Origin of the sequence: Pedobacter changchengzhani (assembly GCF_004354365.1) — a bacterium.
GTDB lineage: Bacteria > Bacteroidota > Bacteroidia > Sphingobacteriales > Sphingobacteriaceae > Pedobacter > Pedobacter changchengzhani.
On the sequence record NZ_SJCY01000011.1, the window covers coordinates 1 to 26984 of the forward strand.

27 protein-coding genes and 1 riboswitch are annotated in these 26984 nt (G+C 35.8%); of the genes, 6 read left to right on the forward strand and 21 right to left on the reverse strand.

The features are described from left to right. Positions 1–28 precede the first annotated feature (28 nt). From EZJ43_RS14055 to EZJ43_RS14065, 3 genes are read right to left on the reverse strand one after another with little or no spacing between them, the layout of a single operon-like run. Positions 29–529 carry a hypothetical protein gene (locus EZJ43_RS14055; RefSeq protein ID WP_133263354.1) on the reverse strand — a complete coding sequence of 167 codons (501 nt, stop codon included), beginning with the start codon at positions 527–529 and terminating at the stop codon, positions 29–31. Positions 530–557: 28 nt separating this feature from the next. Further along, positions 558–1061, reverse strand: a complete 504-nt coding sequence (locus tag EZJ43_RS14060; RefSeq protein WP_133263355.1) for a GNAT family N-acetyltransferase — start codon at positions 1059–1061, stop codon at positions 558–560. A 1-nt stretch (position 1062) separates the two neighbouring features. Next, on the reverse strand, positions 1063–1542 hold the full coding sequence (locus EZJ43_RS14065; protein ID WP_133263356.1) for a hypothetical protein: 480 nt from the start codon (positions 1540–1542) through the stop codon (positions 1063–1065). Positions 1543–1698: 156 nt separating this feature from the next. Here EZJ43_RS14065 and EZJ43_RS14070 point away from each other — a divergent pair, with 156 nt between their 5' ends. Beyond that, positions 1699–3918 carry an NADP-dependent isocitrate dehydrogenase gene (locus tag EZJ43_RS14070; protein ID WP_133263451.1) on the forward strand — a complete coding sequence of 740 codons (2220 nt, stop codon included), beginning with the start codon at positions 1699–1701 and terminating at the stop codon, positions 3916–3918. A 738-nt stretch (positions 3919–4656) separates the two neighbouring features. Beyond that, positions 4657–5064 carry a hypothetical protein gene (locus tag EZJ43_RS14075; RefSeq protein WP_133263357.1) on the forward strand — a complete coding sequence of 136 codons (408 nt, stop codon included), beginning with the start codon at positions 4657–4659 and terminating at the stop codon, positions 5062–5064. A gap of 177 nt (positions 5065–5241) precedes the next feature. On the opposite strand, the gene EZJ43_RS14080 is transcribed toward EZJ43_RS14075, so the two are convergent. Both EZJ43_RS14080 and EZJ43_RS14085 read right to left on the reverse strand, forming a co-directional pair. Continuing rightward, a complete protein-coding gene (locus EZJ43_RS14080) occupies positions 5242–7050 on the reverse strand; it encodes a DNA polymerase III subunit gamma/tau (protein WP_133263358.1) in 1809 nt (602 codons plus the stop codon). Between the two features lie 85 nt (positions 7051–7135). Further along, positions 7136–7891, reverse strand: a complete 756-nt coding sequence (locus tag EZJ43_RS14085; protein ID WP_133263359.1) for a DUF1570 domain-containing protein — start codon at positions 7889–7891, stop codon at positions 7136–7138. A gap of 196 nt (positions 7892–8087) precedes the next feature. Between EZJ43_RS14085 and rpsF the strand changes: the two genes are divergently transcribed. The 3 genes from rpsF to rplI are packed head-to-tail and all read left to right on the forward strand — an operon-like array spanning position 8088 to position 9160. After that, positions 8088–8444, forward strand: coding sequence for a 30S ribosomal protein S6 (rpsF, locus tag EZJ43_RS14090; RefSeq protein WP_133263360.1), 357 nt, complete (start codon positions 8088–8090; stop codon positions 8442–8444). Continuing rightward, positions 8444–8707, forward strand: coding sequence for a 30S ribosomal protein S18 (gene rpsR, locus EZJ43_RS14095; protein WP_010599582.1), 264 nt, complete (start codon positions 8444–8446; stop codon positions 8705–8707). The genes rpsF and rpsR overlap by 1 nt, the downstream gene beginning before the upstream one ends. A gap of 9 nt (positions 8708–8716) precedes the next feature. Then, positions 8717–9160 (forward strand): 50S ribosomal protein L9, encoded by a 444-nt coding sequence (gene rplI / locus EZJ43_RS14100; RefSeq protein WP_133263361.1) that lies wholly within the window; start codon positions 8717–8719, stop codon positions 9158–9160. A 55-nt stretch (positions 9161–9215) separates the two neighbouring features. On the opposite strand, the gene EZJ43_RS14105 is transcribed toward rplI, so the two are convergent. The 8 genes from EZJ43_RS14105 to EZJ43_RS14140 form a co-directional block, all read right to left on the reverse strand. Continuing rightward, positions 9216–9476: a hypothetical protein gene (locus EZJ43_RS14105; protein ID WP_133263362.1), complete on the reverse strand. Its 261-nt coding sequence runs from the start codon at positions 9474–9476 to the stop codon at positions 9216–9218. A 998-nt stretch (positions 9477–10474) separates the two neighbouring features. Beyond that, a complete protein-coding gene (gene pruA, locus EZJ43_RS14110; RefSeq protein WP_133263363.1) occupies positions 10475–12109 on the reverse strand; it encodes an L-glutamate gamma-semialdehyde dehydrogenase in 1635 nt (544 codons plus the stop codon). Positions 12110–12320: 211 nt separating this feature from the next. Beyond that, positions 12321–13373 carry a flavin monoamine oxidase family protein gene (locus EZJ43_RS14115; RefSeq protein ID WP_133263364.1) on the reverse strand — a complete coding sequence of 351 codons (1053 nt, stop codon included), beginning with the start codon at positions 13371–13373 and terminating at the stop codon, positions 12321–12323. Between the two features lie 158 nt (positions 13374–13531). Further along, positions 13532–14980, reverse strand: a complete 1449-nt coding sequence (locus EZJ43_RS14120; RefSeq protein ID WP_133263365.1) for a voltage-gated chloride channel family protein — start codon at positions 14978–14980, stop codon at positions 13532–13534. A 229-nt stretch (positions 14981–15209) separates the two neighbouring features. Beyond that, positions 15210–15269: riboswitch (Fluoride riboswitch) on the reverse strand. A 279-nt stretch (positions 15270–15548) separates the two neighbouring features. Next, entirely contained in the window at positions 15549–16583 is a 1035-nt protein-coding gene (gene selD, locus EZJ43_RS14125) for a selenide, water dikinase SelD (protein ID WP_133263366.1), read from the reverse strand. 4 nt (positions 16584–16587) lie between these two features. Then, positions 16588–17613 carry a tRNA 2-selenouridine(34) synthase MnmH gene (gene mnmH, locus EZJ43_RS14130; RefSeq protein ID WP_133263367.1) on the reverse strand — a complete coding sequence of 342 codons (1026 nt, stop codon included), beginning with the start codon at positions 17611–17613 and terminating at the stop codon, positions 16588–16590. Between the two features lie 102 nt (positions 17614–17715). After that, positions 17716–18720 (reverse strand): type II toxin-antitoxin system antitoxin SocA domain-containing protein, encoded by a 1005-nt coding sequence (locus EZJ43_RS14135; protein WP_133263368.1) that lies wholly within the window; start codon positions 18718–18720, stop codon positions 17716–17718. A gap of 5 nt (positions 18721–18725) precedes the next feature. Then, on the reverse strand, positions 18726–19073 hold the full coding sequence (locus EZJ43_RS14140; protein ID WP_133263369.1) for a toxin: 348 nt from the start codon (positions 19071–19073) through the stop codon (positions 18726–18728). 492 nt (positions 19074–19565) lie between these two features. Between EZJ43_RS14140 and EZJ43_RS14145 the strand changes: the two genes are divergently transcribed. Further along, positions 19566–20291 carry a putative zinc-binding metallopeptidase gene (locus EZJ43_RS14145; protein WP_133263370.1) on the forward strand — a complete coding sequence of 242 codons (726 nt, stop codon included), beginning with the start codon at positions 19566–19568 and terminating at the stop codon, positions 20289–20291. Positions 20292–20635: 344 nt separating this feature from the next. Here the strand turns inward: EZJ43_RS14145 and EZJ43_RS14150 are convergent, their stop codons facing one another. The 8 genes from EZJ43_RS14150 to EZJ43_RS14185 form a co-directional block, all read right to left on the reverse strand. Continuing rightward, positions 20636–20947 (reverse strand): helix-turn-helix domain-containing protein, encoded by a 312-nt coding sequence (locus tag EZJ43_RS14150; RefSeq protein ID WP_133263371.1) that lies wholly within the window; start codon positions 20945–20947, stop codon positions 20636–20638. Further along, complete coding sequence (locus EZJ43_RS14155; protein ID WP_133263372.1) at positions 20944–21291, reverse strand: type II toxin-antitoxin system RelE/ParE family toxin; 348 nt, start codon at positions 21289–21291, stop codon at positions 20944–20946. Before EZJ43_RS14155 ends, EZJ43_RS14150 begins: the two co-directional genes overlap by 4 nt. Before the next feature lie 87 nt (positions 21292–21378). Beyond that, on the reverse strand, positions 21379–21621 hold the full coding sequence (locus EZJ43_RS14160; RefSeq protein ID WP_133263373.1) for a hypothetical protein: 243 nt from the start codon (positions 21619–21621) through the stop codon (positions 21379–21381). A 72-nt stretch (positions 21622–21693) separates the two neighbouring features. Further along, positions 21694–22698: an HNH endonuclease gene (locus EZJ43_RS14165; protein WP_133263374.1), complete on the reverse strand. Its 1005-nt coding sequence runs from the start codon at positions 22696–22698 to the stop codon at positions 21694–21696. Between the two features lie 35 nt (positions 22699–22733). Next, on the reverse strand, positions 22734–24602 hold the full coding sequence (locus tag EZJ43_RS14170) for an AAA family ATPase (RefSeq protein WP_133263375.1): 1869 nt from the start codon (positions 24600–24602) through the stop codon (positions 22734–22736). Positions 24603–24931: 329 nt separating this feature from the next. Then, entirely contained in the window at positions 24932–25396 is a 465-nt protein-coding gene (locus EZJ43_RS14175) for a 4'-phosphopantetheinyl transferase family protein (protein WP_133263376.1), read from the reverse strand. Next, the gene (locus tag EZJ43_RS14180) at positions 25393–25647 is read right to left on the reverse strand and encodes an acyl carrier protein (RefSeq protein ID WP_133263377.1); all 255 of its coding nucleotides are present in this window, start codon (positions 25645–25647) and stop codon (positions 25393–25395) included. The genes EZJ43_RS14175 and EZJ43_RS14180 overlap by 4 nt, the downstream gene beginning before the upstream one ends. Continuing rightward, positions 25647–26924, reverse strand: a complete 1278-nt coding sequence (locus EZJ43_RS14185; RefSeq protein ID WP_133263378.1) for a beta-ketoacyl-[acyl-carrier-protein] synthase family protein — start codon at positions 26922–26924, stop codon at positions 25647–25649. Before EZJ43_RS14185 ends, EZJ43_RS14180 begins: the two co-directional genes overlap by 1 nt. Positions 26925–26984: the final 60 nt, after the last annotated feature.

Genomic DNA, 26984 nt, shown 5'->3' on the forward strand with positions numbered 1-26984 from the left:
AAAATGAGGGATAAACCCTCGTTTAACACTAATATTTTCGATGAAAAACTAAAAACAACGACGAAAAATCGAAGAGAAAATCAAAAAAAATGAAAAACAAATAATGTCTCACTTTTGCAACGGTCTTCGAATGTCTTTTTGCGAAATTTAAAGCTTTAAAAGGCGTTATTAACATAAAAACCGAAAAGTTAGCTAATATTAAAAATGGAAATGGCAAAAAACCACTAAGGCTTACTAAGAGATAGTTTACAAATACAACACCGGCATAAAACTTTTTGGGGTTTCCCTTATCAAGCGCATAACTATTAATTTTACTAAACAGCGACATTAAAAAAACGATACTCAAAATTGTCCTTAACGGAGCATTTATACCAGAATTTTCTTTTTCTTGAAAAAACCGCCAAGCTTTGTAAACCCACCAAAATTCGTACAATCCTAGCGTTAAAATAGAAAGTATTACAAATTTTGTTGTACTAATTAGGTATTGAGTTTCTATTTGATCATTTCTTTCAGCCAATTGTTCTATCATTTTTAAGCGTTTGTAAGGTTACGGATTATCAAAATATCAATCGCCAGTTAAATAAACTTTCATCGTCCCCAACTTTCTCAAAGCCATTTTTTTCTAAAATTCGCCACGATGGCATATTGGTTTTTGCAGTTTGCGCGAAGATGGATTTAACAAAATCTTGTCTTTTAGCCCACGCTAAAATACACGCTATTGCTTCAGTCATGTAACCTTTGCCTCTAAATGCTTTAAAAGTGCTGTATCCAATTTCTATTTCGCCATCAACATCTGGTAAACTTAAAAAATGAATGTCGCCAATTATTTTGCTTTGAGTTTTTAAAATAATTACCCACAATGAAGTAAAAAGGTGGTTTTTGCCAGCATCTTTTACATCAGGTAAAATATTTTCAACAAAACCTTCCTCAACTTTGTTGGAAATAATGTACTGACTTCTATTTAAGCGTAAATCTTTTTCCAAAGATCCATCATTTTTAAGGTATTTTGTCAACTGTTTACTGCTTAACGGCTTTAAAATAAGATTATGGCTTTCTATCATGCTAATATTTTAAAGTAGTAAATTTCAAAATGGTAGCGTTCAAATGTTCACAATTAGTCATTAAATTTCCATATTTATTTTTATTATTCACCTTATATCCGCCAATCCTATTGGTGTTACAGGCATTACAACCATCAGGCAAATAATAATATCCCTTGTAAGCAAAGGCACTAAAATTTATATTCGTAACGCAAGGCGATAATATTTGGTGCTGTTTAACATGTCCTTTAAACAAACTGTCGATCTCTAAACTGTTAAAAATTTGGTATTCAATTGCAAATTGTGGGTCCAATTCATTTTGAAGAACGAGTTTGCCAACAACTTTTTTGTTAAAGTTAAAGGTCGAATCTTTTATAAATTCAATTTTCCAGTTGTTCGGTGGTACAAATGATTTCCAATCTGCATAAAAATCCTGACTAAAAACAGAAAGTGAAGATAGGGATACAATAACGAAAAAGTATAGTTTTTTAAAATCTGGCATTGGCATTAATCATCTCCTAAGATAATATTTTCTTTAACATTTGCTCGTCAAAAGTAAAAACCATACTGCTTAATTCGTATGATTATTTTATCTTTAGGCGATTTTAACCATCGTGCTAAAATTAATTTCATTTTAATTTTTACAAAACAATTTGATATGTCAAACACTTCGAAAATAATCTATACCAAAACGGATGAAGCGCCAATGTTGGCCACCTATTCACTTTTACCAATTGTACAAGCCTTTACGGCATCGGCAGGTATTGATGTAGAAACTAGAGATATTTCTTTGGCAGGAAGGATTTTATCAAACTTTCCTGAATATTTAAAAGAAGAACAAAAAGTTAGCGATGCTTTGGCAGAACTTGGTGCTTTAGCCACAACGCCAGAAGCAAATATTATTAAATTACCCAATATTTCTGCTTCTATTCCGCAATTGGTTGATGCCATTACCGAATTGCAGGCACAAGGTTTTGCTATTCCCAATTATCCTGATAATGCGCAAACGGATGAGGAAAAAGAGATTAAAGCCAAGTATGGCAAAGTACTAGGTTCGGCAGTTAACCCGGTTTTGCGAGAAGGTAATTCAGATCGTAGAGCGCCAAAAGCCGTTAAAAATTATGCTAAAGTAAATCCACATTCAATGGGTGCATGGTCGGCAGATTCTAAAACTCGCGTAGCCAGCATGACTGAAGGTGATTTTTATGGTTCAGAAAAATCGGTAACGCTTACCGAAGCTTCTCAATTTAAAATAGAATTTGTTGCAGAAGATGGTGCAGTTAGCCAATTGAAAGGTTTGACGCCACTTAAGGCTGGCGAAGTGATAGACAGTTCGGCACTTAGTTTAACTGCTTTGAAAGCATTTGTGGCCAAAGAAATTGTCGCAACCAAAGCAAACGGGACATTATTATCAGCACATTTAAAAGCAACGATGATGAAAGTTTCTGATCCGCTTATTTTTGGCGCAATTGTAGAAGTTTACTTCGCAACTGTATTTACAAAATATGCAGATTTATTTAAAAAACTTAATGTTGATACCAGCAATGGCTTAGGCGATGTTTATGCAAAAATTGCTGGTCAGCCAGAACAAGCTGAGGTAGAAGCTGCGCTAGCCAAAGCAATAGAAAACGGCCCTGCGTTAGCCATGGTAAATTCTGATAAAGGAATTACCAATTTACACGTACCTTCTGATGTGATTGTTGATGCTTCTATGCCCGCAATGATACGTACTTCTGGCCAAATGTGGAATGCTGCAGGTAAATCTCAAGATACTACGGCCTTAATTCCAGATCGTTGTTACGCTGGTGTTTATACCGCCACGATCGATGATTGTAAAAAAAACGGCGCATTTGATGTAACCACTATGGGATCTGTACCGAATGTTGGTTTAATGGCGCAAAAAGCTGAGGAATATGGTTCGCATGATAAAACCTTTCAGGCAAAAGCAAACGGACTTATTCGTGTAACAGATGCAGATGGTAAAGTTTTCTTCGATCAAAAAGTACAAAAAGGAGATATTTTCCGCATGTGCCAAACCAAAGATGCACCGATACAAGATTGGGTAAAATTGGCAGTAAATAGAGCACGCTTATCGGCAACGCCAGCTGTTTTCTGGTTAGATGAAAATAGAGCGCACGATAGAGAAATTATCACTAAAGTAAAACATTACTTAACCGATCACGATACTGAAGGGTTGGATATTCGCATTTTAGCTCCTATTCAAGCCACACATTTTACTTTAGATCGTATCCGTAAAGGAGAAGATACAATTTCGGTAACGGGCAACGTACTACGTGATTATTTAACAGATTTATTTCCGATTTTGGAACTTGGAACTTCTGCAAAAATGTTATCTATTGTACCTTTAATGAGTGGTGGTGGTTTGTTCGAGACTGGTGCTGGCGGTTCTGCGCCAAAACATATTGAGCAATTTATTGCCGAAGGTTATTTGCGTTGGGATTCGTTAGGCGAGTTTTTAGCCTTGCAAGCTTCGTTAGAGCATTTATCTCAAACTCAAAACAATGCAAAAGCGCAGGTTTTAGCTGATGCACTGGATGAAGCAAACGCGAAATTCTTGGCAACGGATAAATCTCCTGGCCGTAAATTAGGAACGATTGACAACCGCGGTTCTCATTTTTACTTGGCAATGTACTGGGCAGAAGCTTTGGCAAATCAAACTAAAGATGCAGATTTGAAAGCTAGATTTACGCCATTGTTTGAAAGCCTAAAAGCAAACGAAGCTAAAATTAACGAAGAGCTAATTGGCGCACAGGGCAAGCCTCAAAATATCGGTGGTTATTATCACCCAAATATTGATGCAGTAAGTAAAGCCATGCGCCCAAGTGAGACTTTAAATACAGCTTTAGCAAGTTTGTAAAATATTATTAACTGAATTTTCAAGGCCCTCGATTTTTTGAAATCGAGGGCCTTTTTTATGGGTTATTACCTTCTATTGAATACTCAAGAGTATAAAACCATTTAGCCTCTACGTCTTTCCCACGCAGGTGGGAATCTTATAGCAATAAGCAATTTTATTCAGTACTAGGATTCTGGTTTTTTTATCGGTTGATGCCCTCACCAATCAGTACGCTCGAATTATTTAGACGTACTTTTATTTATGCACCATGCTTTCCCCCCTTTGGAGGGCGCAGGGGGAGGATTCTGTTTTGACGCAGCTCTACGGTTTGGCGAGGATACCAACCGATAGGTAATATAAAAAAAATCGTCATTTCGAGCGAAGCCGAGAAATCTTTAACCTATGTTATCAACACTTAAGAGACTTTTCCGTTTCTCTACACTCTGCCAAAGGCATTAATTTGTGACAGTCGAAAAGACCAGCTCTTTTTTTTGATCTCTGCATTGCGGTATTTCTATACTATTTATAAGCTTTATGTTGGTTTAGTTTTTGCGTGAGGGATAGTAGTGGAAAGCCCGGAGACCGCTTTTTTGCGGTTGAGGACTTGAAGCGTATAGCCCGACCCCTTACCTCTTCGGTAATGGGGCACCTGCCTGCCGGCAGGCAGGCGCCCAAATAAATTTTATCCAATAACCATCAACAACTCAAACCATATGTCCAATACTTTGTTATAATTGAATAAAAATAGGAGATAAAATTATGGCTACCGAAGAAAATAAAGGCTCGAACGATAAAATACACACCACTACCGAAAATAGTGAAATTAATAACGAAAATCTATCATTTGATGAGCGTAAGCAGAGTTACGAATTGGATGTAAAAGGCGATAACAAAGACTATGATCACCCAATGGGATACGAAACTGTTGCAACTGGTGCTAAAGATGATGATTCGACTTACGATAATTCTAACCCTTATGTAGGCGATGAATATGCCAAAGATGAGGCAATTGCCGATGACGAATTAGATGAATTAGGGATGCATGTAGATAATGGCGAGAGTGTAAAATTAAGTTCTGAAGATGAAATTTTGGCTCGAACACCTGAGGATGATCGTGATGATTTAGACGAGGAAGGTTATCCTGTTAATGATATAGAGAAGAAATAAGTTACGGGTTATGTGTTACGAGTTGTCTGTTTGAGCGCCAAATTAAGAACTAAAAATAAGTTTTGTGTTGCGTGTCGCGTGGTTGAACACCAACTTAAAAATTACAGCTACGTACCTTTTTATGCTATATTTTTCGTTCTCCTAGCCCGTAACTTATAACCCGCAACTCGCAACCTTTTAAGGACTAATATCTAAATTAAATTTTTTTCTTAAATCGTCTAACTTAGGGTTTTTGCCGAGCAGGTAATCGTACTTTTCTCTATTTCCATAAAGTCTGTTTTCTATTTTACGCTCAACCTGTTTAAAAATAATATCTATCGCAAAGTTTTGGAGTTCATTTCTTAAAAAGTTCATTAACTCTACCGACTCTTGTTGAATGAGTTGCTCTTGCGTTTTGCTCTCTACCGAAATTTCGATTAGCACATCACTTTTAAGCGTTGGTGCAAAATTATTAAGAATGGTGTAAAGGTTAATTTTATCGGCATCTTTTAAAATCTGAATATACCGGTTCCAAATTTCTAAAAGTTTATCATAATTAAAAGCTTCTCTGGCTTCGCCTGTAACGGTTTTTGGCGTATTATCATCATCGCCATTTGCAACCCGCCCCAAATCATTTAAAGATGGAATTAAGGTATTTAAAGAATTTGATTTCGGGATATTAATACTAATAGACGACGCCGAAGCGGGTAGTGCCACTTTAACCTTTTCACTTTCAGCTACTTCGCTTTGAGCTTTGAGCTTTAAGCTTTCAGCTGCTTTACTTCCTTCGCTTTCAGCTTTCAGCTTTAAGCTTTCAGCTTCCTGGGCTACGACATTAGTTTTTTTTTTATCCTGATCTTGGTCAGTTGCTGTGGTTGATGTAGGTTTTAAAGGTTGCTGTGCAAGGTGGACGACGGATCGAATGTGGCACATTTTAATCAGTGCGAGTTCTACCTGTAGCCTTTGATTTTTGGAGGTTTTATAATTTAAATCGCAAATGTTTGCCAAATTTAGCGCCGTTAATAAAAACGAAAGTTCGGTCTGTTTTGCCTGTTCTAAGTATTTCTGCCTAATATTTTCGCTTACTTCTAAAAGTTTTAAGGTAGATGCATCTTTACCTACCAATAAATTACGAAGATGGCTCGCCAACCCATTTATAAAATTATTTCCATCGAAACCATTATTCAAAATTTCATCAAATAGGAGCAAGGTTTGGCTAACCTCGGCTGTAGTTAGGTGTTCAGTAATTTTAAAAAAGTAGTCGTAATCTAAAATATTTAAATTGTCGATTACCGATTTGTAGGTGATATTTTTGTTTGAGTAGCTGGCAATTTGATCAAACATCGATAACGCATCGCGTAAACCGCCATCGGCCTTTTGTGCAATAATATGTAAGCCATCAATTTCTACAGTAATGGCTTCTCGCTTTGCGATAGATACTAAATGATTTGATATATCTTCTACTTGTATGCGGTTGAAATCAAAAATCTGACAACGGGATAAAATAGTTGGCAAAATTTTATGCTTCTCAGTAGTTGCCAATATAAAAATTGCATAAGGTGGCGGTTCTTCTAAAGTTTTTAGAAATGCATTAAATGCACTTGCCGAAAGCATGTGAACCTCATCAATAATATAAATTTTATACTTACCCGCTTGTGGTGGTATTCTAACTTGTTCTGTTAAGCTTCTAATATCATCAACCGAGTTGTTCGATGCTGCATCGAGCTCATGAACGTTAAAAGAATGACCTGTTTGAAAGGAAATGCAATTTTCGCATTCGCCGCAGGCTTCGGTATCTGCAGTTAAATTGGTGCAGTTTATGGTTTTTGCTAAAATACGGGCGCAAGTGGTTTTACCAACTCCTCGCGGACCGCAAAATAAGAAAGCCTGTGCAAGCTGATTATTTTTAATAGCATTTTTTAGTGTTCCGGTAATGTGCTGTTGCCCAACTACGGTTTCAAACGTAGCCGGTCTGTATTTTCGTGCCGAAACAATAAAATTTTCCATTGGCACGAAAATATGAAATTTTTTATGGTTTGAGGTGATTGAAAATTAGAATGTTGAAAAATTGGCTGTTACGTGCGTTAAAAGGCTATTTTACGTAATAGTAAAACCGCTTATAACCATCCTCGAAATTTTTAAAGCTGCCAAACGTAGTGGAAATTGCATCTTCACTGGTTTTACCCTGTTTAATTAGTTTTACAATATTGGTAAGTGCTGCGCTATTTTTTGTTTTTACCAAAAAATAAATCACGCTGTAAGCGGTACTATAGTTATCGGCAATGCCTTCGGTGTAAAAATTGTTTGCATTTAAACTAAAAAAAGTTTGTAATCTGTTTTTCTCTTTCAATTCTATACCTGTTTTAATATTTTGAATAATGCGTTGTTGCGGAGATGAATACAAATCGCCATTTTCATCAAAGTCAAAAGTTTCGAAAAACTCTGCCATCCCTTCGTTGAGCCAGCGAGGAGGGTTTTTAAAGTTCGATTGCATTAAACCATGGCTGACTTCGTGTAGCGAAATAGATATATAATCACTACTCTTAAATAAAAAAGCTTCGTTTACGTTACTTGCGTAAAAACCATCTGCCGACTTAAGAATTTCATATTGCTGTTTTAATGCCTTAAAATCTTTTATCTTTCCGTAAATGTTGAGAGTTATCGGAACATCAAAATTAATATCCGTGTCGAAAATCTCGTTATAAAACATACGCTCGTAATTTAACAGTCTTGCAATTTTTTTATTGTCAGATTCTTTAATTACGCAATTTATCGGCCTAATAGTTAGCGCTTGCCCAAAAGCGTGTGTTGTAAAAAGTATAAAAATAATTACGATTAGTTTGCTCATTTAGGTTTATTTTGCGGAAGTAATGATACATAAAATTTAAAATATTTCAATTGGTTGTTTTAAGTTGGTTATTTATAATTAAACCTTTGATTTTTAGAAATATATTACTATTTTTGTGCCTCCTAAAAAAAAAGGGAGCTCTTGTTGAGTAACCGCATTTAATTAGGATTAAAAAATTAAAAACAATTTTATAACAATGAATCAGTACGAAACTGTTATCGTTCTAACCCCGTTGTTGTCAGAAGATGTTGCGAAAGAAGCTATGGCTAAATTCAAAGCAGTTTTAACTGATGGCGGAGCCGAAATTATCCATGAAGATAATTGGGGTTTAAGAAAATTAGCGTATCCGATTGCTAAAAAAACAAACGGATTTTTCAACTTAACCGAGTATAGTGCTCCGGGAGATTTGATTAGTAAATTAGAGTTACAATTGAAACGTGATGAGCGTGTGCTTCGTTTTTTAACCATTAGGTTAGATAAACATGCCTTAGCTTATAACGAGAAAAAGCGTAGCGGTGCATTTAACAAAAAAACTAAGGAGGTTGCAGCGTAATGGCAAGAGAACAAATACAATACGTTACTGCCCCTAAAGTAGAGGATAACCGTAAAAAATATTGTCGTTTTAAGAAAAACGGAATTAAATATATTGATTACAAAGACGCAAACTTTTTGTTAAAATTTATTAACGATCAAGGTAAACTTTTACCACGCCGTTTAACTGGTACATCATTAAAATTTCAACGTAAAGTGGCGCAGGCTGTTAAACGCGCTCGCCACATTGGTTTGTTACCTTTCGTTGCTGACCAATTAAAATAGAAGATTGATATGGAAATTATTTTAAAACAAGATATCAAATCACTAGGTGAGAAGGATGATGTAGTGAATGTTAAGAATGGTTATGGCCGTAACTACTTAATTCCGCAAGGATTTGGTATTTTAGCTACAACCTCTGCAAAAAAGGTTTTAGCAGAAAACTTAAAGCAAGCTGCTTTTAAACAAGATAAAATTAAAAAAGATGCAGAAGGTATCGCAGAACGTTTAGCTGATGTTAAACTTTCTATCGGTGCTAAAGCAGGCGAAAGCGGTAAAATATTTGGTGCGGTTAATACCATCCAAATTGCTGAAGCTTTAAAAGCTAAAGGCTTTGAAGTTGACCGTCGTCGTATTACTTTCGAAACTGATCCGAAAATGATTGGTGAATACGTAGCTAACTTAAACTTACACAAAGAAGTTAAAGTTAAAGTTCCTTTTGAAGTAGTTGCTGAGTAATCTTATTCAAAATCTTATAAGCGTAAAAGCTCCGATTGTAAAATCGGAGCTTTTTTTATTTTTCTTCTGAAAAGGGTTGATTCCCTGCGTGTCCTTTATTGCCTTTTTCGGCATCTTGCCTCGCTTCTTCTGATCCGAAATCGCCTTTGCCAAAGCTCTTTCCTAAAAAGCCAGCATCAGATTCTACCTTATTTTGGTCTGTATTTTCATCGCTATGAAACCGTGGCACTAAACCATCGGGCATATTGGTTTGATCTACAGAATTTTCGATTTTATCATCTTCCAAATTTTCGTTTTTTATTTTGTTATTTTCCATGATGTAGTTCTTTATAAATACAACAGCTTTTTTAGGAGATGGTTTTAAGAGGCTGAAATTTAGATTTTCGAGGATCCTGATTTATGGATAAATCGTTTGTTGCATGTTCTGTCCTTAAAAGCGTTGGTTTAAGCAAAGTATTTGTGAGCTAATTTTAGAAAATTAGTAATGTCATTACTCGCATTTAGTAGTTCTGGTCGTCATTCCCGCGCAAACGGAAATCGTAATGCGAAAGAAGGGCCTATTTATTGCTTTAAGATTCCCACCTACGTGGGAAGGACGCAAGTTGGCTGGGGAATTCGTACCAACAAAGATAGGATTGATATCTTAACGGGAGCTGACGCTTCAGTCGGGGTTATGATTAAAGTATAGTGTTCCAAACTTTTAAATTTTGGGTAATATTTCACGAGTTTTTATACGATAGCTATCGGATTTGAGCCGGTTCGGGCGGTCGTCACATCGAGTGAGCATAGCGACGAGATGTCTGTTTGTTTTTTTGCACTGCGTTAAATTTGGCATTAGTTTAAAAAGTTGCCCAAACGGATGCCTTTGGCATAGCTTCATCTTTGTTGATCAGGAATGTTTTCCTGACTTACTCAACTTATGATTTTAAATCCTCTACTCTAGGATTTGGATTACAAATCCAAACCAGCAAAAGAATATAATAATGTTTCCTAATCTTCTCCCAAAACTGCATAACGATGATCTGTAGGTTTAATATGGAAGTTATTTGCACAAAACTTTCAAAGTTACCCTATACATCATGCAACGGTATTTAGGTGTATTTACCTGAGTTTTTAAACGGGATTGCAACGATATACTTTTTTGTTAAGGAAATTTTAATTTTTAAGGTTGGATAACAAAAAAGATTTAGTGGAAAGCCCGACGAACATTAATAAATGTGCTGCTATTGCTTTTCAAAATATCCAAAAAACAAAAACCGCAGATTGCTCAGCGGTCTTCACTTTTTATTTAAATACTTTATACTAAATACTCAACTAATCTTCTCCTAAAAAGGCATAACGATAATCGGTAGGTGATTCGAATACTTCTTTAATGGTACGTGGAGAAACCCAGCGTAACAAGTTAATCATCGAACCTGCTTTATCATTTGTACCACTTCCTCTGGCACCGCCAAATGGTTGTTGCCCAACAACAGCTCCTGTACATTTATCGTTGATGTAAAAGTTACCCGCCGAATTACGCAATGCATGCGATGCTTTTTCGATTGCATAACGATCTTGTGCAATAATGGCACCCGTTAAAGCATAAGGCGATGTGGTATCTATAATTTCTAAAATCGAATCAAAATCCTTGTCTGCATAAACGTAAACGGTTAAAACCGGTCCAAACAACTCTTCGCACATGGTGGTGTATTTTGGATCATCTACAACCAAAACCGTAGGCTCAACAAAATAACCTTTGCGCTTGTCGTAATTTCCACCGGCAATAATTTCTACACCTTTATCTTTTTTAGCTTGATCGATGTATTTCGCTAATTTATCAAAAGAACGTTCATCAATAACGGCGTTGATAAAATTGGTAAAATCTTCTGTTCCGCCCATTTTAAAAGTGGCTAAATCGCGAAGCATTTGTTTTTTAATTTCTGGCCAAAGGCTTTCTGCAATGTAAACCCGACTCGCTGCAGAACATTTTTGTCCTTGATATTCGAAAGCGCCACGAACAATTGCAGTGCTCGCAATATCAGCTTGCGCAGATGGGTGAACCAAAATAAAATCTTTGCCGCCTGTTTCGCCAACAATACGAGGATACGATTTGTATTTGTGAATATTGGTGCCAATTGTTTTCCAAATCTCTTGGAAAACTTTTGTTGAACCTGTAAAATGTATTCCCGCAAAATCGGGATGGTTGAAAACCACTTCGCCGGTTTCTGGTCCATCGGCGTAAACCAAATTAATTACGCCAGCTGGCAAACCTGCCTCAATAAAAATTTCCATTAAAAGGTTAGCGGCATAAACCTGTGTATCTGCGGGTTTCCAAACTACTACGTTGCCCATCATTGCAACAGATGCTGGTAAGTTTGCTGCAATGGCAGTAAAGTTGAAAGGAGTAAGTGCAAATACAAAACCCTCCAATGGGCGTTGCTCCAAGCGGTTCCATGTACCACGGGGCGAAACTGGAGGTTGTTGTTTGTAAATATCGGCCATGTAGCTTACGTTAAAACGCAAGAAATCGATCAGTTCGCATGCTGCATCAATTTCTGCTTGATAAGCATTTTTGCTTTGCCCAAGCATGGTTGCTGCATTTAATTTATAGCGATATTTGCCTGCAATTAAATCTGCAGCTTTTAAAAATATGGCTGCTCTATGTTCCCAAGCTAAGTTTTCCCAGTCGTGTTTTGCTGCCAAAGCGGCATCAATGGCATCTGCAATGTGGTTTTTATCGCCAATGCTAAAGCTTGCTAAAATATGTTGATGATCGTGAGGTGCGACAACTTTGCCTTTTTTAGCAGTATGCACCTGTTTGCCACCAATATACATTGGTAAGTCTTGCTTGTGCGAACGCGCTTCTGCAAGTGCTTCTTTTAATAATGCACGCTCTTTACTGCCTGGTGCATAGTTTAAAATTGTTTCGTTTACCGGAGTAGGTACGTTAAAAAATCCTTTAAGCATATTTTTATGATTTACACAAAAATACGGTTTTTGGAAGGGTTTATTCAATTATTCTGATTAGAAAATAAATGTTGGCGCGTAAGTTTGACAATGGTATTGTAGAGAGAAAGTTTATTTAGTCACACGGAATTTTTTTCAATTAGCAACTGTTTGTCGCTTTAATTTAAATCCATTATGTGCAGAAGATAAAAAAATATCCTACTAAAAAAAACTAATTTCCTTTAATTTTTTTCGCAACTGAATCTGCAGCGATGGTAGCGCCTTCCATATAGCCACTAAACATTCTGCTCGTTTCTGTACCTGCAAAGAAAAGTTTATTATCCATGTAACTTTCGGCAAATAGGGGGTCGCCATTGTTAAAATGTGGTGGAAGAAAAGTTTGAGTATCAGCTTGGATATATTGATCATTCCATATTTTATCGTTGTAACTGATAAAATCTGTGGCTTGGCTACCAAAATAATGTTTCAATTGGTTAATAACCTTTTGTTCTCGCTCTTTAAAACTATAATGTACGCTTGAACCATTTAGAAAGCCTTTTATAGCAAACCTAGTATTGTCAAAGTTGCTGTGGTCGTAAATTTCTGATGCTAAACCAGACTGACTATATACACTGCCCGAAAAACCATTTTCTTTCCAAAAAGCTGTTTTATATTCAACAGCAAATTTTATCGAACCGCTCATCCAAGTTTGCGTCTGTTGCATCACTTTCGTTACATTTTGCGGTAAACTCGGCGAGAAATGGATTTTATTGATTAACAAACTCGGTGGCATCGCAATGATGAGTTGTTTACATTGGTAAATATTTTTGGTTTCATCTGTAATGCTGATGTAATCACCCTCATCAATTACTGCCATAATCTGTGTATTTAAAATTATATTTTCTTCGCCAATACAATTCTGTAAAGCATCAATGAGATTGCGCGTTCCGCCCTCAATTCTATATGCAGAGTGGGTATTGGCCGGTACAAAATATTGTTGAGGTGGCTCGAAAGACATGGTCTCAAACAGTGCGATGCCTTCATTATGTTGTTCAAAATGACCAACGTTTAGTTCTTCTAAGAGTTTTAAAAGATTTTTATGATCTTTACTAAACCAAGTAGCACCCATTTCCATTGGCGTATTTAGCTTGCCTAAGTGGGTTTCAATTCTGCCACCTAAACGACTTTGAGCTTCCAATACTTTAAAAGCAATATTTCTTTTTTTGAGGTGATAGGCTGTGGCAAGGCCAGATAATCCACCCCCAATAATAATTACATCTTCCATTTTATTTGTTCATTGGTATTTAAATAATCGTCGAATCTTTTAATATTCCAACTCTACATATTTTTATACAACGTCTTTTTCTCCTTGCTTACGTAGATTTCTTGCAGTAGTTCGCAGTTTTCCAATCGCATAAATCGATTTAGAAAGGTTAGGTTAAATTAATCGCTTTGATTGTGGGGATTTTGTTTGCCTTTGTCGTCGTGTTTTCTGCTAAATAGTAATAGATATTTCCTCAATTTTTGATGCATATATCCACGCCGATGGTTGGCTTCGGTTAAAGAAGTTTCATCTTTAAAATGCGCATCGAAAACCTTCGGTACACCAATTAACTGTGCACTGTAAATGCCAGAATGGCCACTAAAAAGATAAGCGGTAAAACACGCTACAGCAAACAAAAGTACATGCTCTCCACCAAATAATTCGACGCCCATAAAAGTACAAGCGAGCGGCGTATTGGTGGCGCCAGAGAATACAGCAATAAAACCGAGTGCTGCAAACAATGCTACAGGTGCATTAAAGAGTGATGATAACGTATTGCCCAATGTGGCGCCTATGTAAAACAATGGCGTTACTTCGCCACCTTTAAAACCAGTAGCCAGTGTAACCGATGTGTATATTGTTTTCCATAGCCAGCTCCATGTATCTGCACCGCCTGCGTTAAAAGCTGAAGGAAGCGTAATTGCACCTGGATATTCTGCATCTACACCAAGGCTTAAATAATCGGGCTTGCCATTGATGAATGTAAATGCAATAATGCAAAGGCCACCAAAAACAGGGATCATCCATTTAGATTTGAATATTTTTAAACAGATGCTTTTTATTTCGTGTACCATTCCTGCAAAAAGATAACTGGCCAAACCAAAAATTGCCGATGCGATAATTACCTTTCCGAGCAATAGAATATCTATATGAAAGAAATTATCCAAAAAGTAGGGTGTTTTTGCAAGTACAGCGATGTGGTATTGGGTATGTGATATATGCCATGCCGAGACTGTTAAATCGGCTATAACGGCCGCAATTAATGCAGGAATTAGTGCTTCATATTGTATTTTCCCAATAGTTAATACTTCCATTGCAAAGATGGCTCCGGTTACAGGCGTGCCAAATACAGCACCAAAACCAGCGGCAACACCAGCGGTAAGAATCATGCGCATATCTAATCCTTCCAATTTAAACCACCTACCAAACATGGCAGCAATACTACCTCCCATTTGTACCGCAGTTCCTTCTCTGCCAGCTGAACCACCAAATAAATGTGTAAGTACTGTGGTGATCATGATAATTGGTGCCATCCTTTTAGGGATGCCACCACCCGCAGTGTGAATTTCTTCCATAATCAGGTTATTTCCTTTTTCTGATGATTTGCCAACGGATTGGTAAATAAAGTGTATTACCAAACCTGCAACGGGCAGGAGAAATAGCAACCACTTATGATCGAAACGGAAATGTATGGCACTAGTTAATAGCCATAAAAAAAGTGCGACCATACTGCCGATTGCAACAGCTACGGGAACTACCATGAGTGTCCACCGGGTGAGGTGTTTTACAATGGCAAAATGCTCTTTTAGCGATATATTGGTATTGTTTTTTGTATTCGAGGCGCTCATTTTTTTTCAGTTTGATTGTTATTTCTTTTTTGTGTTTCTTTATAATGCTGTGCTAAATTGGTAAATGCATTATAATTTATGGCGTTTTTAACAATACATATCTCTAAAGCAAGAAAAAATTCAACAGATAGAAATCGACGATGAATTAATAGTGTTGGAGTAAGAAATTTTGAATTTGCGATCATCTACAATAGTTTTACAGTCCACATAAATTATTTATATGGAGATTAATATTGTAGGCGCCATCAGCTATCGCGGTTTTAAGGAAGACACCATTTCCTGTTTACAAATGTATAAAATTTATCTATTTATCAAAATTTTAAAAAACGGTGAATATTTTATTTGTACTCGGGGCAAACACTTTTAAACATTGCGGCTAAAGCCAACAAAATTTTCAATAAATATCCGACGGCAAAACCAGCGTTCATTGCGCTTGGCTTCAAGTCTAGAGATTATATCAAATATGGAGGCGAAAAATATTCATTAGGCAAGTTATTCGCGTTTAATCAAATGCAATTTTAAAGGCGTTTGTCTTGATTTATAACGGATTAACTTTGCTAATTCGCTACTATTTAATATATACTGGCAATTCCGATTTTTCAATTAGTTCGCCAATTGGCGTTGCATAAAGTCCTTTACTTTTCAAAATAGATTCAACTTTCCCGGCAGATTCTTTTTTAACAGCAATCAATAATCCACCACTGGTTTGTGGATCGCATAAAATATGTCGCTGTGTTTTATCTTCGATTTTCAGTTTGTAACCATAGCTATCCCAGTTTCTTGTTGTACCTCCCGGGAAACATTTTTGATCTAAATAACCATAAATTTCGTCGAAAACAGGCACTTTACTGTAATTGATAATCGCCGATACGTTGCTGCCTTCACACACTTCAATCAAATGGCCCATCAATCCAAAACCTGTTACATCAGTTAAAGCGGTAACGTCCTCAATTTCTGATAACTGCAACCCAACATCATTTAAAATAACCATCGAATTTGCAGCAATATCCTTGTGCGCATCGTCTAAAATACCTTTCTTTTGTGCCGTTGATAGAATACCGACGCCCAAAGGTTTAGTTAAATAAAGAATACTACCAGCTTCGGCTTTGTCGTTGCGTTTTAAATTAGAGATAACCACCGAACCGGTAACAGCCAGACCAAAAATAGGTTCTTCATTATCAATGCTGTGTCCGCCGGCAAGGATAATTCCTGCATCGGTACAGGCTTTTCTGCCGCCTTCCATCACTTGTGCCGCAATTTCTGGTGCTAGTTTGTTTATCGGCCAACCGAGAATTGCGATTGCCATTAACGGTTTTCCGCCCATTGCATATACATCGCTTATGGCATTTGTGGCGGCAATCCTACCAAAAGTAAAAGGATCATCAACAATGGGTAAGAAAAAATCGGTGGTACTGATAATTCCTGTGCCATTCCCCATATCGTAAACGGCTGCATCATCTCTGGTATCGTTACCGACCAAAAGTCTCGGGTCTTCAATTTTTGGCGAAGTAGATGCTAATATGGTGGTGAGTACCTTTGGCGATATTTTGCACCCACAACCGGCACCGTGACTAAAGCTTGTTAATTTTATCGGTTCATTCATTTTTCTAATTCGTTAAGTGTATTAAAAATTCGGCATTTTTATCGGCATTTACCTCAGCGATCTCGAATTTTAAAATTGAGGTTGCCTCACGTTTTTGTAAACCTTTTAAATAACAGTTGTCGTAATATAAAAGTGTAAGCTCCACCACCTTGTAATAATCTTTTTTGTCGAGCGCTTCCAAAGCAAATTTTGCCTTATCGTAACCGAGTCTTTTGGTAATTCTACTAATTGCATCGGCCAATTGATTATGGCTTAATGTTGCGTAGGTATGCACTAGGTGTTTTGTTCTTTCCTCAAACGGAATAGCTAAGAAATAGACAGGTAAATCTCTCATCTTCGCAAAAAATCCAGTCGGGATGGATATTTTACCAATTGAAATGCTTTCATCTTCTACCCAAATTGGTAAGTTAGCATCTAAACGTCGCAGTTTATTAAACAGATTATTTTCAAATTGTTCTGTTGTAGGTTGTGGCGGAAGGTCTATCCCTCCAAAAGCCGAACCTCTATGGTTTGCCAAGGCTTCTAAATCTATAACTTGTTGATGTTTTTTTTGTAAGCTGTGCAAAATTTCGGTTTTACCCGAGCCTGTATAGCCACCTAAAACTTTGAGGTTAAAATTTTGCTCGAAAAATTGCAAAACATAATTTCTGAAAGCTTTGTAGCCTTTTTCGATCACATAAACTTTTTCGAAACCGTTCTCTACAAGATGATCTGCGAAAGCATTGCTTCTCATGCCACCACGCCAACAGTGAACTACAACGGTTTTATTAGGCGCAATTGCGATAGATTTTTCTATGAAATCATCCAGCTTTGGCTTAACATATTCAAAACCAATCTCAATAGCTTTTTCTTTCGATTCTTGTTTATAAGCCGTGCCAACTACTGCACGTTCTCCATCGGTAAATAATTCGATATTTTGCACATTCGGAATGTGTCCTTTCGCAAACTCTCCCGGCGACCGCACATCGATTATTGGGATGTGCGTTAAATTTTGAAAGTAAAAGTCTGCGGAAATAGTTTGTTTTTTCACCGGGTTTGTGTTGTGTGGTAAAGGTATATTTATTATGGGAATGGTGGAAGGGCTATATTGAATGACGGTTAAGTTTTCTTAAACTATTGGTGGAATTAAACTCTAAATTTGATTTAACTCAAATGCATATGCATAACTGATTAGGCTTTTGGCCTTTTCATTTTTTTTCCACGCTTCTTCGAGATGACTTAACTCAATGATTTCATTTGTCGTGGTTGTTTTAAATGTAGCCGCTACGCTCATTAAAATTTTCAATTCGTCTTCAGAAAACAAATCAGGGTTGAATGACCTATCTTTTCTTGTCTTAAATTGTTCGCCGGTGTAACCATTTGAAAATTCAGTGGTTTGAATTTCTATCTCGTTATTATTATCTAAATATTCGAATATGCTTTGGAAGTTATTTGGAACAGGTCCCATATCTATCGCATTGTAACGTAGCCCGCTAATCGAAAAGCAACTTTCTTTAAACATTAAAAAATCTGCGTAAAATAATAGCTTATTCATTTTCGTTTTGAATGGTGATATTTGTTCCGAAAAATAAACCACCATTTCGGTAAATTTCTCAAAATTTGGATTTCTGTACCCCGAATAAATATCGGCAAATTGATTGCCCAATAAATACTCTTTAAAATTCAAATCGAAAATATTTCGAGCTCTATCCTCAGCCAATAATTGGGCTTTTTGAATATATTTTGTTTTGGTTTTTTCTTCTAAAGTTGCACATAGCTCGACCATGTCGATGAAAAACTTCGGAACATCCACCATTTGAATTAATTTGGCGTTGGCAATGCTTGGTATTTCGCCTGCTTCATATTGGCGGTAACTATTTACTCCAAAACCTAAAATCTCTGACATTTTTATTGCCGACAAACCATATTTAGAACGAATTCTAATGATCTCATCCGTAAACGGAATATTGAATCGATTTCGGTATTGGTTATATACCTGATTGGTATTTACTTCATCTAATGCGGTGTTGGTGAATTGTTCTCCACTATCTTCGCATTTGTAATAATGAAAAACTACTTCAAAAGTTTCCTTTCTGAAATCAATTGATCTAATTTCTTTAGTCAATTTCATTTCTTTACCAGTTATTGGACTTTTCATATTATTTATTTTAAAGGATAGTTCATCTTATGTTCAGCGATGTGAAAAGAAATACAGATAACATTGTTGTTTATGTCGCCCATTGTAATTTTGATATACAATTCTTTTTTCTTGATGGTTTTCCCAAATACCCACATATCAGCGCCACCATATAATTTTTCTTCGAGCGGACCTTCACTATAGTCTTTGGTCTCTAGTACTTCTAGAATAGTTTTTCGCTCAATAGGTCTAAGTTCTAATTCGAGTAGCGTTTTAGTATTTTTACCTCTGTCATCTCGAAAAATCACATCCCAAAACCTCATCTTTTCTTTAAAGTCATTTAAGAATGAGGCTATTTCTGATGGTGAACTCATATATTATATTGGGAGTATAAAGATAGGTTTACTTTTTTCTAAAAACAACTTTAAAGTTGTTTTTTAAAGTATTTTATATACAATAACAATTCAATGCATGCTCGATTTTGTGCGTATAATGGAGAATGGACCGTCGTTATCGCTATAATTAGGCTTACCATCGCTGTCTAAACGGATAGTTATCGGCGTCTTTATAGTATTTAAGATAACTCAATAAACGGCAAAGCTCTCTTGAGCACATTTAAAATTTTCAATAAAAAATAAAAAATTAAGGTGATGAACGTTTCTGTTTCAAATGCTATTCCTTAAAAAGCATTTCAAAATTCTATCATCCATTAACAAGTTGTTTCGATCTGTTTATATAGTTGATGATTATATAATCCCTAACGTGATTTTTATTTTCCCTCATTGCCTAACTTTATAAAATAAGCCTGAAATAAATACCGTGATAAGGGTATATTTTATTTCCATACAAAACTATATTTTTATGGCATGAAGTATTTAATATTTAGTATCATATTTGCTATTGGAATTATATTCAATTCACAAGCACAGGACACAAGCAATGTGGCGATAGTCTGCTATAACGGTCGCTCAGTTATATTTCCTAGTAGTTGGCTAGATAGAAAAACCAATGCCAAGGCAACAGCAGCCGACAAAGATAAATTTCAAAAGGATACTGTTGCGTTAAAAACCGCATTTAATAAATATCCCATTAGCGTATTAAATGATGCATTAAAAACTGTTTACATCACAGGAAAATTGCGTTTTAACCGGCAAAATTTTTTAGGCACAAATTCTAACAACGCAATTTATATAGGTAGCGATGGTAATCAAGAGATAGAAAAAACATTTCACCACGAGTTTTCAAGTATTCTTTTAAGAAATAAAAGAGCTGTAAAATTTGAGGAAGAATGGAAAAAGTTAAGTCCTTATTTGAGATCGGGCAACAGTGCATCCGCAGTAAAAGCTGGTCTGTTTTCAACTGATTTTGATTTAGTTCTTTGCGAGCAGGGTTATTTAACACCCTATTCCTTATCTAATTTTGAGAACGATTTCAATATGTATGCAGAAAATATTTTTGCTGGAGGAAAAGAATTCTGGAAAATAGTGGACAAATACCCGAAAGTACAAGCAAAAGTAAAATTAATCGCAACTTTTTATCAGACTGTTTGGGGCGGTTATACAGAAGACTTATTAAGAGCCTTAGCTGATTGATGGTGATTTTTAGAAATTGAGTTAGGCTGGCTCTAATTGGCTTATGTTCGGTTTAATCTTAACTGGCTTTTTTAGGATTTGCGTTTGTTTAATGGTATTTTCACTCGTGATGTGACCTTTCGTAAACTCTCCCGTCGATCGCACATCAATTATTGGATATGCGTTAAATTTTGAAAGTAAAAGTTTACAGAAATGATTTGTTTTTTCACCAAGTTTATATAATGCTATAAGGGTAGATTTATTATGGGGATGGTGGAAGGGTTTTATCGAAGGACGATTAGGATTTATTGAAAAGTTAGTGGTATTGGTACCAAACTAAAAACTTCACTCAGTTGGCCTCGATACTAGCCAACATTAATATTTAAGTTTGGAAGTTCAACTTGTATTTTTACTTTTGCTTTTAATGCTTTAAAAACTCTTAATAATGTAGCCATTGTAGCGTTACTTGCGTTATTTTCAAGTCTTGAGATTTGTGCTTTCTGAACGCCAATTAATTTACCCAATTCCTCTTGTGTTAAATTACGTTGTTGCCGTGTTTGCTTAATCGCTTTTCCAATTAAGTCCATTTGAAGTTCATACTCGAACAAATCTCGGTCAGTGGTACCAATTTTACCTATTAATTTGTCTTGTACTTGGTCTAATGTATATGTTTTCATCTCTTTAATTTCTTTTCTTCAAAATATTTTGTTCGAATTTGAGTTGCTTTTTGAATCTCGTTATCGGGTACTTTGCTTCGTTTTTTTATAAAGCCGTGGGTAGATATAACCAATGTTTCAGTTGAAGAAGTTTTATCCCAAAAAGCGAGAAGTCGATACTGCAAGCCTTGATATAAAGTTCTGAACTCCCAAACGTCATTATTAAGTTTCTTGAAAAGCTCTGGGTCAGTTTCTATTTGGGCTTTACGGATGTTATAAAGTATCTTTTCGTAATGTTTTCGTTCTAATCCTTTTAAAAATTCAAACGCTTCTTCTAGAAATATGATTTCAAATCGTTTGTCCATTTTTAATCCTGAGAGAAAACAAAGATAACAAAAGTTTCATTAAAACGAAACTTTAAACCAACTAATTTATTACCTTCATGTCCATAACTATTCAGATACCGTTGGTAACAGTATTTGTTCTATCTTTTGCTTAAGTAAAGCTCTTGTTGGCTCGAATAACTCTTTGAGCGCTACTTTAGATTCAAGCTCTTGGTTTAAAAGTCCCTTGTTTATTATTGGTAATTGAAATGCCTTTATATAGATTTCTGTATCATTTGCCAAACTATCTTTTACAATTATTTGTATTAAATTCTTTTGATCGCTTTTTATCTTCTCAGAATTAAAGACCACTATTTATCAATAATATCAATTTTTTTGTTAAATTTCTGTTCAATCGCTTTGTATCCAATTATTTAAAAACTGTTAGATGGTCAATCCAAATTCTTCAGATATATCTTTAGTTAGCTTAGAAAATATCCTTTTATGGAAATGATCAGGATGCATGTAATTTCCCATCACCAATTCTTTTATTTCGCTTTCTGATGCAAACACATTAACTCCTCCAACTACAAAAGAGGTAAAAAGACTCTCAACAGTAGAGTTATTATAAAAATAAGCCTTTTTTATTATATCGTGAGCTAGGTCTTTATGAAACTTATACCGATCATTTAATGCCAAAGATTTAATACTTCCAAGCGCCTTCTTTTTTTCTGCTCGATTAGCTCCTAATTTTGGACGAAGTAAAAGTTCAAAATCAGCCCCATTCACCAAAAAATCAACGGCACCCACATTTGTTCTAAATTGATATGCTCCATCCATACTGTCAACAAAGGGATGAAGATGAGAAGATATTGAGAAAAGCGTAGTTCCTTTGACACCCGTGGAATTACAAACTGGGCAAGATGGAACGAGGTTGTAAAAGGACAATGCTAAGTAAGGATGCCTAGACTTATCTAGAAAATGATCAAATTGAGGTCTAGTCTTAGTTCTTTTATTTTTAATTGTAAATGTGAAATAGGAATTACAGTAAGAACACGTATTCATACTTAGTCTTTTCGCATGTCTGTAAGCTAAAGCACCATCATGACGAGAAGAAAACGAACTATTATTAAAATCATAATTAAATATGAGTCTGATTTCATCTTTTGCCCACTTAGTGATATATTGTTTTCTTTTTGCTATACTCAAGATAACTCCATTAACAGTTATTATTGGATTTGCCAGATCATAATTCGTTTTTGCTGCCACCAACAATGGGCTTATTTGTAAAGCATGAAACTCTAATCTTTCAGGTCTGCCCTTTATAATCTCTGGCAAATTATTGTGCAAATATGCCATCACTGGAGATATCTCATCTAAAGGCCGGGCACTGAGTTTATTTAATATATCAAATTCACGATGGATTTCCCGATAAAAGAGTTTAGCCATTTCATCAAGATCTAATAAGCTATGTTGACATCTGATCATTTTAAGCCCCTTTTCCTTCTATTCTTTAATTTTAACTTTTGTATCTCATCCATTCGCTTTTGTAAGGCAATTAATTCTTCCTCTAATCCAAACTTTTCAAACCACATGTCTTGTAACTTTCTACGGAGAACAGGTTCACCAATTATATCAATAGTCTTTTTATAAGCATCATTTGGATAAAATGAATCTTCATTTCTTAAAAATTTAATAATATTGTCGAGTTTGTTTTTTGCAAATTCTCCAATCAAAATTCCATCAAGATAAAAAGAGTCTGAAAAAAGACTATGAATATTTGCTGCAAAGGTCTCTTCACGATTATTATTTTTCGAATGGAAAATTGAAACATCTTTTTCTTTCTTTTCGATAAAGAGCACATGAGATTTTGGAAGATCTGAAGATAGAAACGGTGTATTAGCAGTATAGATCAATTGAATATTTTTATCACTAAATAAATTGCTAAGATAATTTAGGGATTCATTGAAAAATTTTCTTTGCCACTCTGGATGATAACAAGCATCTCCCTCATCAATCATGATGACTAGATTATCTTTAAGATCATGATGCCCATGAAACTTGACTTGATAAAACCTCGACATAAATGAGAGATAAGATTGCTCACCTGTGCTTAGAGACCGCCACTTAAAGTTAAAAAATGAGCCAATGCCCTTGACCTTTAAATAGAACGCCCGGAACTTCGAAAAAACCACATCTGATTTATCATTTAATGGGATAGTAAATGACGTGCTACCTTCACCTATCCTGATCGTTCCTTTTGCTATTAGATCTTTAAAGAACTCGTAAAATTCTTTGACCAAAAAAGATAGCTCCTTATACCTTGAAACACTAACTTCCATGTTCTCGTATTCAAAACGATAGTCTGCCATTCCTGAAAAAAAACGCAGAATGTATTCTTGAACATTTTCATTTTTCTTGTAAGGAACTGAATAATTAGTCGGATTATTTACGGAATATTTTTTATCATCTATTAGAAAATTAACCAAGATCGCGAATAACAGGTTATTTAAAAAGCCTTCCTTTGGATTATGCCAAGTATTTGCACTTGTCAAATCATCTAATAAGGTTTCAACTGCCTTTTGGCTCCGATTATTTTCAAAAAAAATCCTTTCGTTAATATTTATTTCAATGGTAAGTTCTTTGGGTTTTGAAAATGGGAGTTGAAGCCCTTCCATACCTAGAAGCTGTATAGCACGGGCTACTTCATCTAGATTTAAATTTTCAAGATCGCTGGTTTGAGATAAGAGTTCTAATCTTGCGCTTTCCGTATACCTCTCTTCAAAAATTCTTTTTCGCCCCTTAAGTAGTAAAGAAGCTGTAGAAATATTAATCAATCCTCCCCAATCGACCATATCTTCGTTTAATTCAAGAAAATATGAATAATTTATATAATCTACATCCGATAGCTTAGATTCAAACCTAAGAGATGTGTTTCCACCATAGCCCTCTTTAGAAAACAACTTTGTTTCATCAAATACTTTAATTTCCATACCATCTGGAATAACGACACGGAAAGATTCAACTTCGCTTTCCTTTTCCTTAAACGAATAGCAAAATAAATCATACATTAAACCAGCTTGCAGACCTTCTGGGAGGTTTGATTTAATATATTTTAGGATACTGGACTTACCAGCACCGTTCTTTCCAATTATTGCTGTGACATTCGAAACATTTTTTTTATCAAAAAAATCTGGGATAAAATTGGGGTTAACGGATATTTTTAATAAGAAGTCTCCTTGTTGATTTTTATTTTCCAATTCAACCATCTCAAAAACAAATCTTGCTGAAAGATTAATTCCTGCCTGACTTAGATATCCAGAATTTTTAACCCATATATAATGTAGTTCCATTGAGGGAAGTTAATTTTTTACAAAGATGATTGATTTTGATAAACATTCCAATTAAAGGAAGGCTTTTTCCTTTCTGTGGCGCTTTGGGTTCAGTGTTTTTGATTTTTTTGGTTTTTTTTTATTAATTTAGGTTTCCTACGCCAATCTCTCAACAAATTAACCACACCGGTATTTTCCATGTTTTTTTTGCCATCTGTCTGATTTAACATTATTGAATATCCTAAAAGAACTAAATTGTCAAGAAGGATTTAAAGGAAAACAAAATTAAACATAATACCACTGTACATAAAAGATTTCGAATGCCCAATCTTATTCATCTTACGCTTCCCTCAATAAACCAACGCTAAAAACCGCCCATGATGACTCACACAACCCGCACCTAATTTTTTATAATCAAACTCGTTATTCGGCCATTCGTAAATTGAGGTTTTAATTTCAGGTAGTTGCTCGAAACAACATCCAGCAATCGTATGAATGTAATCGCTAAAAATCGAAGTTTCTGTAAAATAAATCACCTCATCAATCCGCACAAAACCTGTAATGTTATTTCCCGCAAACTCAACCCAACAAGCCAATTTAGTTGGGGCAAAATTCCGGACGCCAGTTTTACGGTTATGGATTTTATACGCTGCTTCTTTCATGCTCCAAAAGGTCCAAACCATTTCATCGGGTTTAGCAGCAGAAAGAATGATCTCCTGCTCAGCAATCGTGAAAATTTTATTTAAATAACCCTTCCTGCGCCAATTGCTTTCCGTTTTAGCTAAGGTTAAATCGACTAAATCGTTGCCGATCATTTAGCTTGTAGCTTCGCAGAAATTACATCTATTGATGCTTTAACAGTCAGCATTTTTTCCATGGATTCATTGTCGATGGTAATTCCAAATTCTTCTTCCACATCTAAAACAATATCAACCAAATTGGCCGAATTGATGTTCAAATCTTTGATGAAATCAGAATTTTCGTTTAAATTATCTAACGACTCAGAAGCGGGAGCGTAGGTTACAATAATGGGTTTCAGCTTGTTTATGATTTCTTCGTTAGTCATTAGTCGGTATATTTTTTTAAAACAATGGCGGCGTTTAAATCGCCAAAACCAAAGCTTGCTTTAATCAAGGTATTAATTTTTTGCGACTTATAGCTTTGCGGGATTTTTTCTGTGTCAATCAGCTCGGCTATTTCGGGGTTCAAATCTTCACAATTTACATTTGGAAAAAGGAAATCGTGCTTAATCTGTAAAACCGAAGCAACACATTCTATCGCACCAGAAGCCGTTAAACAATGGCCTGTCATACCTTTCAAAGCATTTATATATGGAAAATTTTTCCCTTTTCTATTTAAGGCAATCGTCCAGTTTTTAATTTCTGTGGCATCCATCGCAGTTGCGGTTAAGTGGCCATTAATGACATCAATTTCATCGGCGGTAACTTTCGCACATTCTAATGCTTGTGAAATACATTTCTGTACCGCAACAGAGTTCGGGGCTGTCATGGTTCCTGCACCCCGCTGACCGCCAGAGTTTGCATAACCACCAAGCACTTCTGCATAAATTTTTGCGCCGCGGGCTTTCGCATGACTTAAAGATTCGACCACAAAAGCACCTGCGCCACTTCCCGGTACAAAACCACTTGCGGTTGCGCTCATTGGTCGAGAACCTTGCGTTGGCGTTTCATTATTTTTATAAGTGCAAACTTTCATGCCATCGAAACCGCCCCAAATGTAAGGGCCACTGTCGCTTGTTGCGCCTGCTAAAATGATGCTTGCTTGTCCACTTTTTATTTGTTCGTAAGCCATTAATAAACTTTCTGTGCCGGTACAGCAAGCCGATGAATTGGTCGAAATTCGATTGCCCAATCCAATTTTTCCTGATAGATAGGCACTCACACCGCTGTTCATCGTTTGCGCAACAACTGTACTTCCTAATTTTCTAATTTCTAGTTTATCAATGGTATAAATGGCTTCTCTAAAGCGATCGATGCCCGAAGTGCCTGCGCCAAACACCATTCCATAATCCCAATAAGGTTCGTCTGTTTCGTTTATGGTTAATCCAGCATCTTTCCAAGCATCCATTCCGGCAATTACGCCATACAAAATACCCATGCTGTTAAAACTTCGCAATTGTAATGGGGTTAAATATTGCGCGGTAATTTCTGGTGTAATTTCTGGTAAACCAGCAATCTGACAAGAGAATTTTAAATCTGCTAACAGTTGTTGATGCCGAATTCCAGAAATTCCGTTTTTTATGGCATGGAGGAAATTATCCAAACCAATACCATTTGGCGAAACCACACCCAATCCTGTAATTACAACTCTATTGTTATCCATGCTAGCGTTTTAAACTCATATTGATGATTATACGTTCTAATTCTATTTTTACTGATGAGG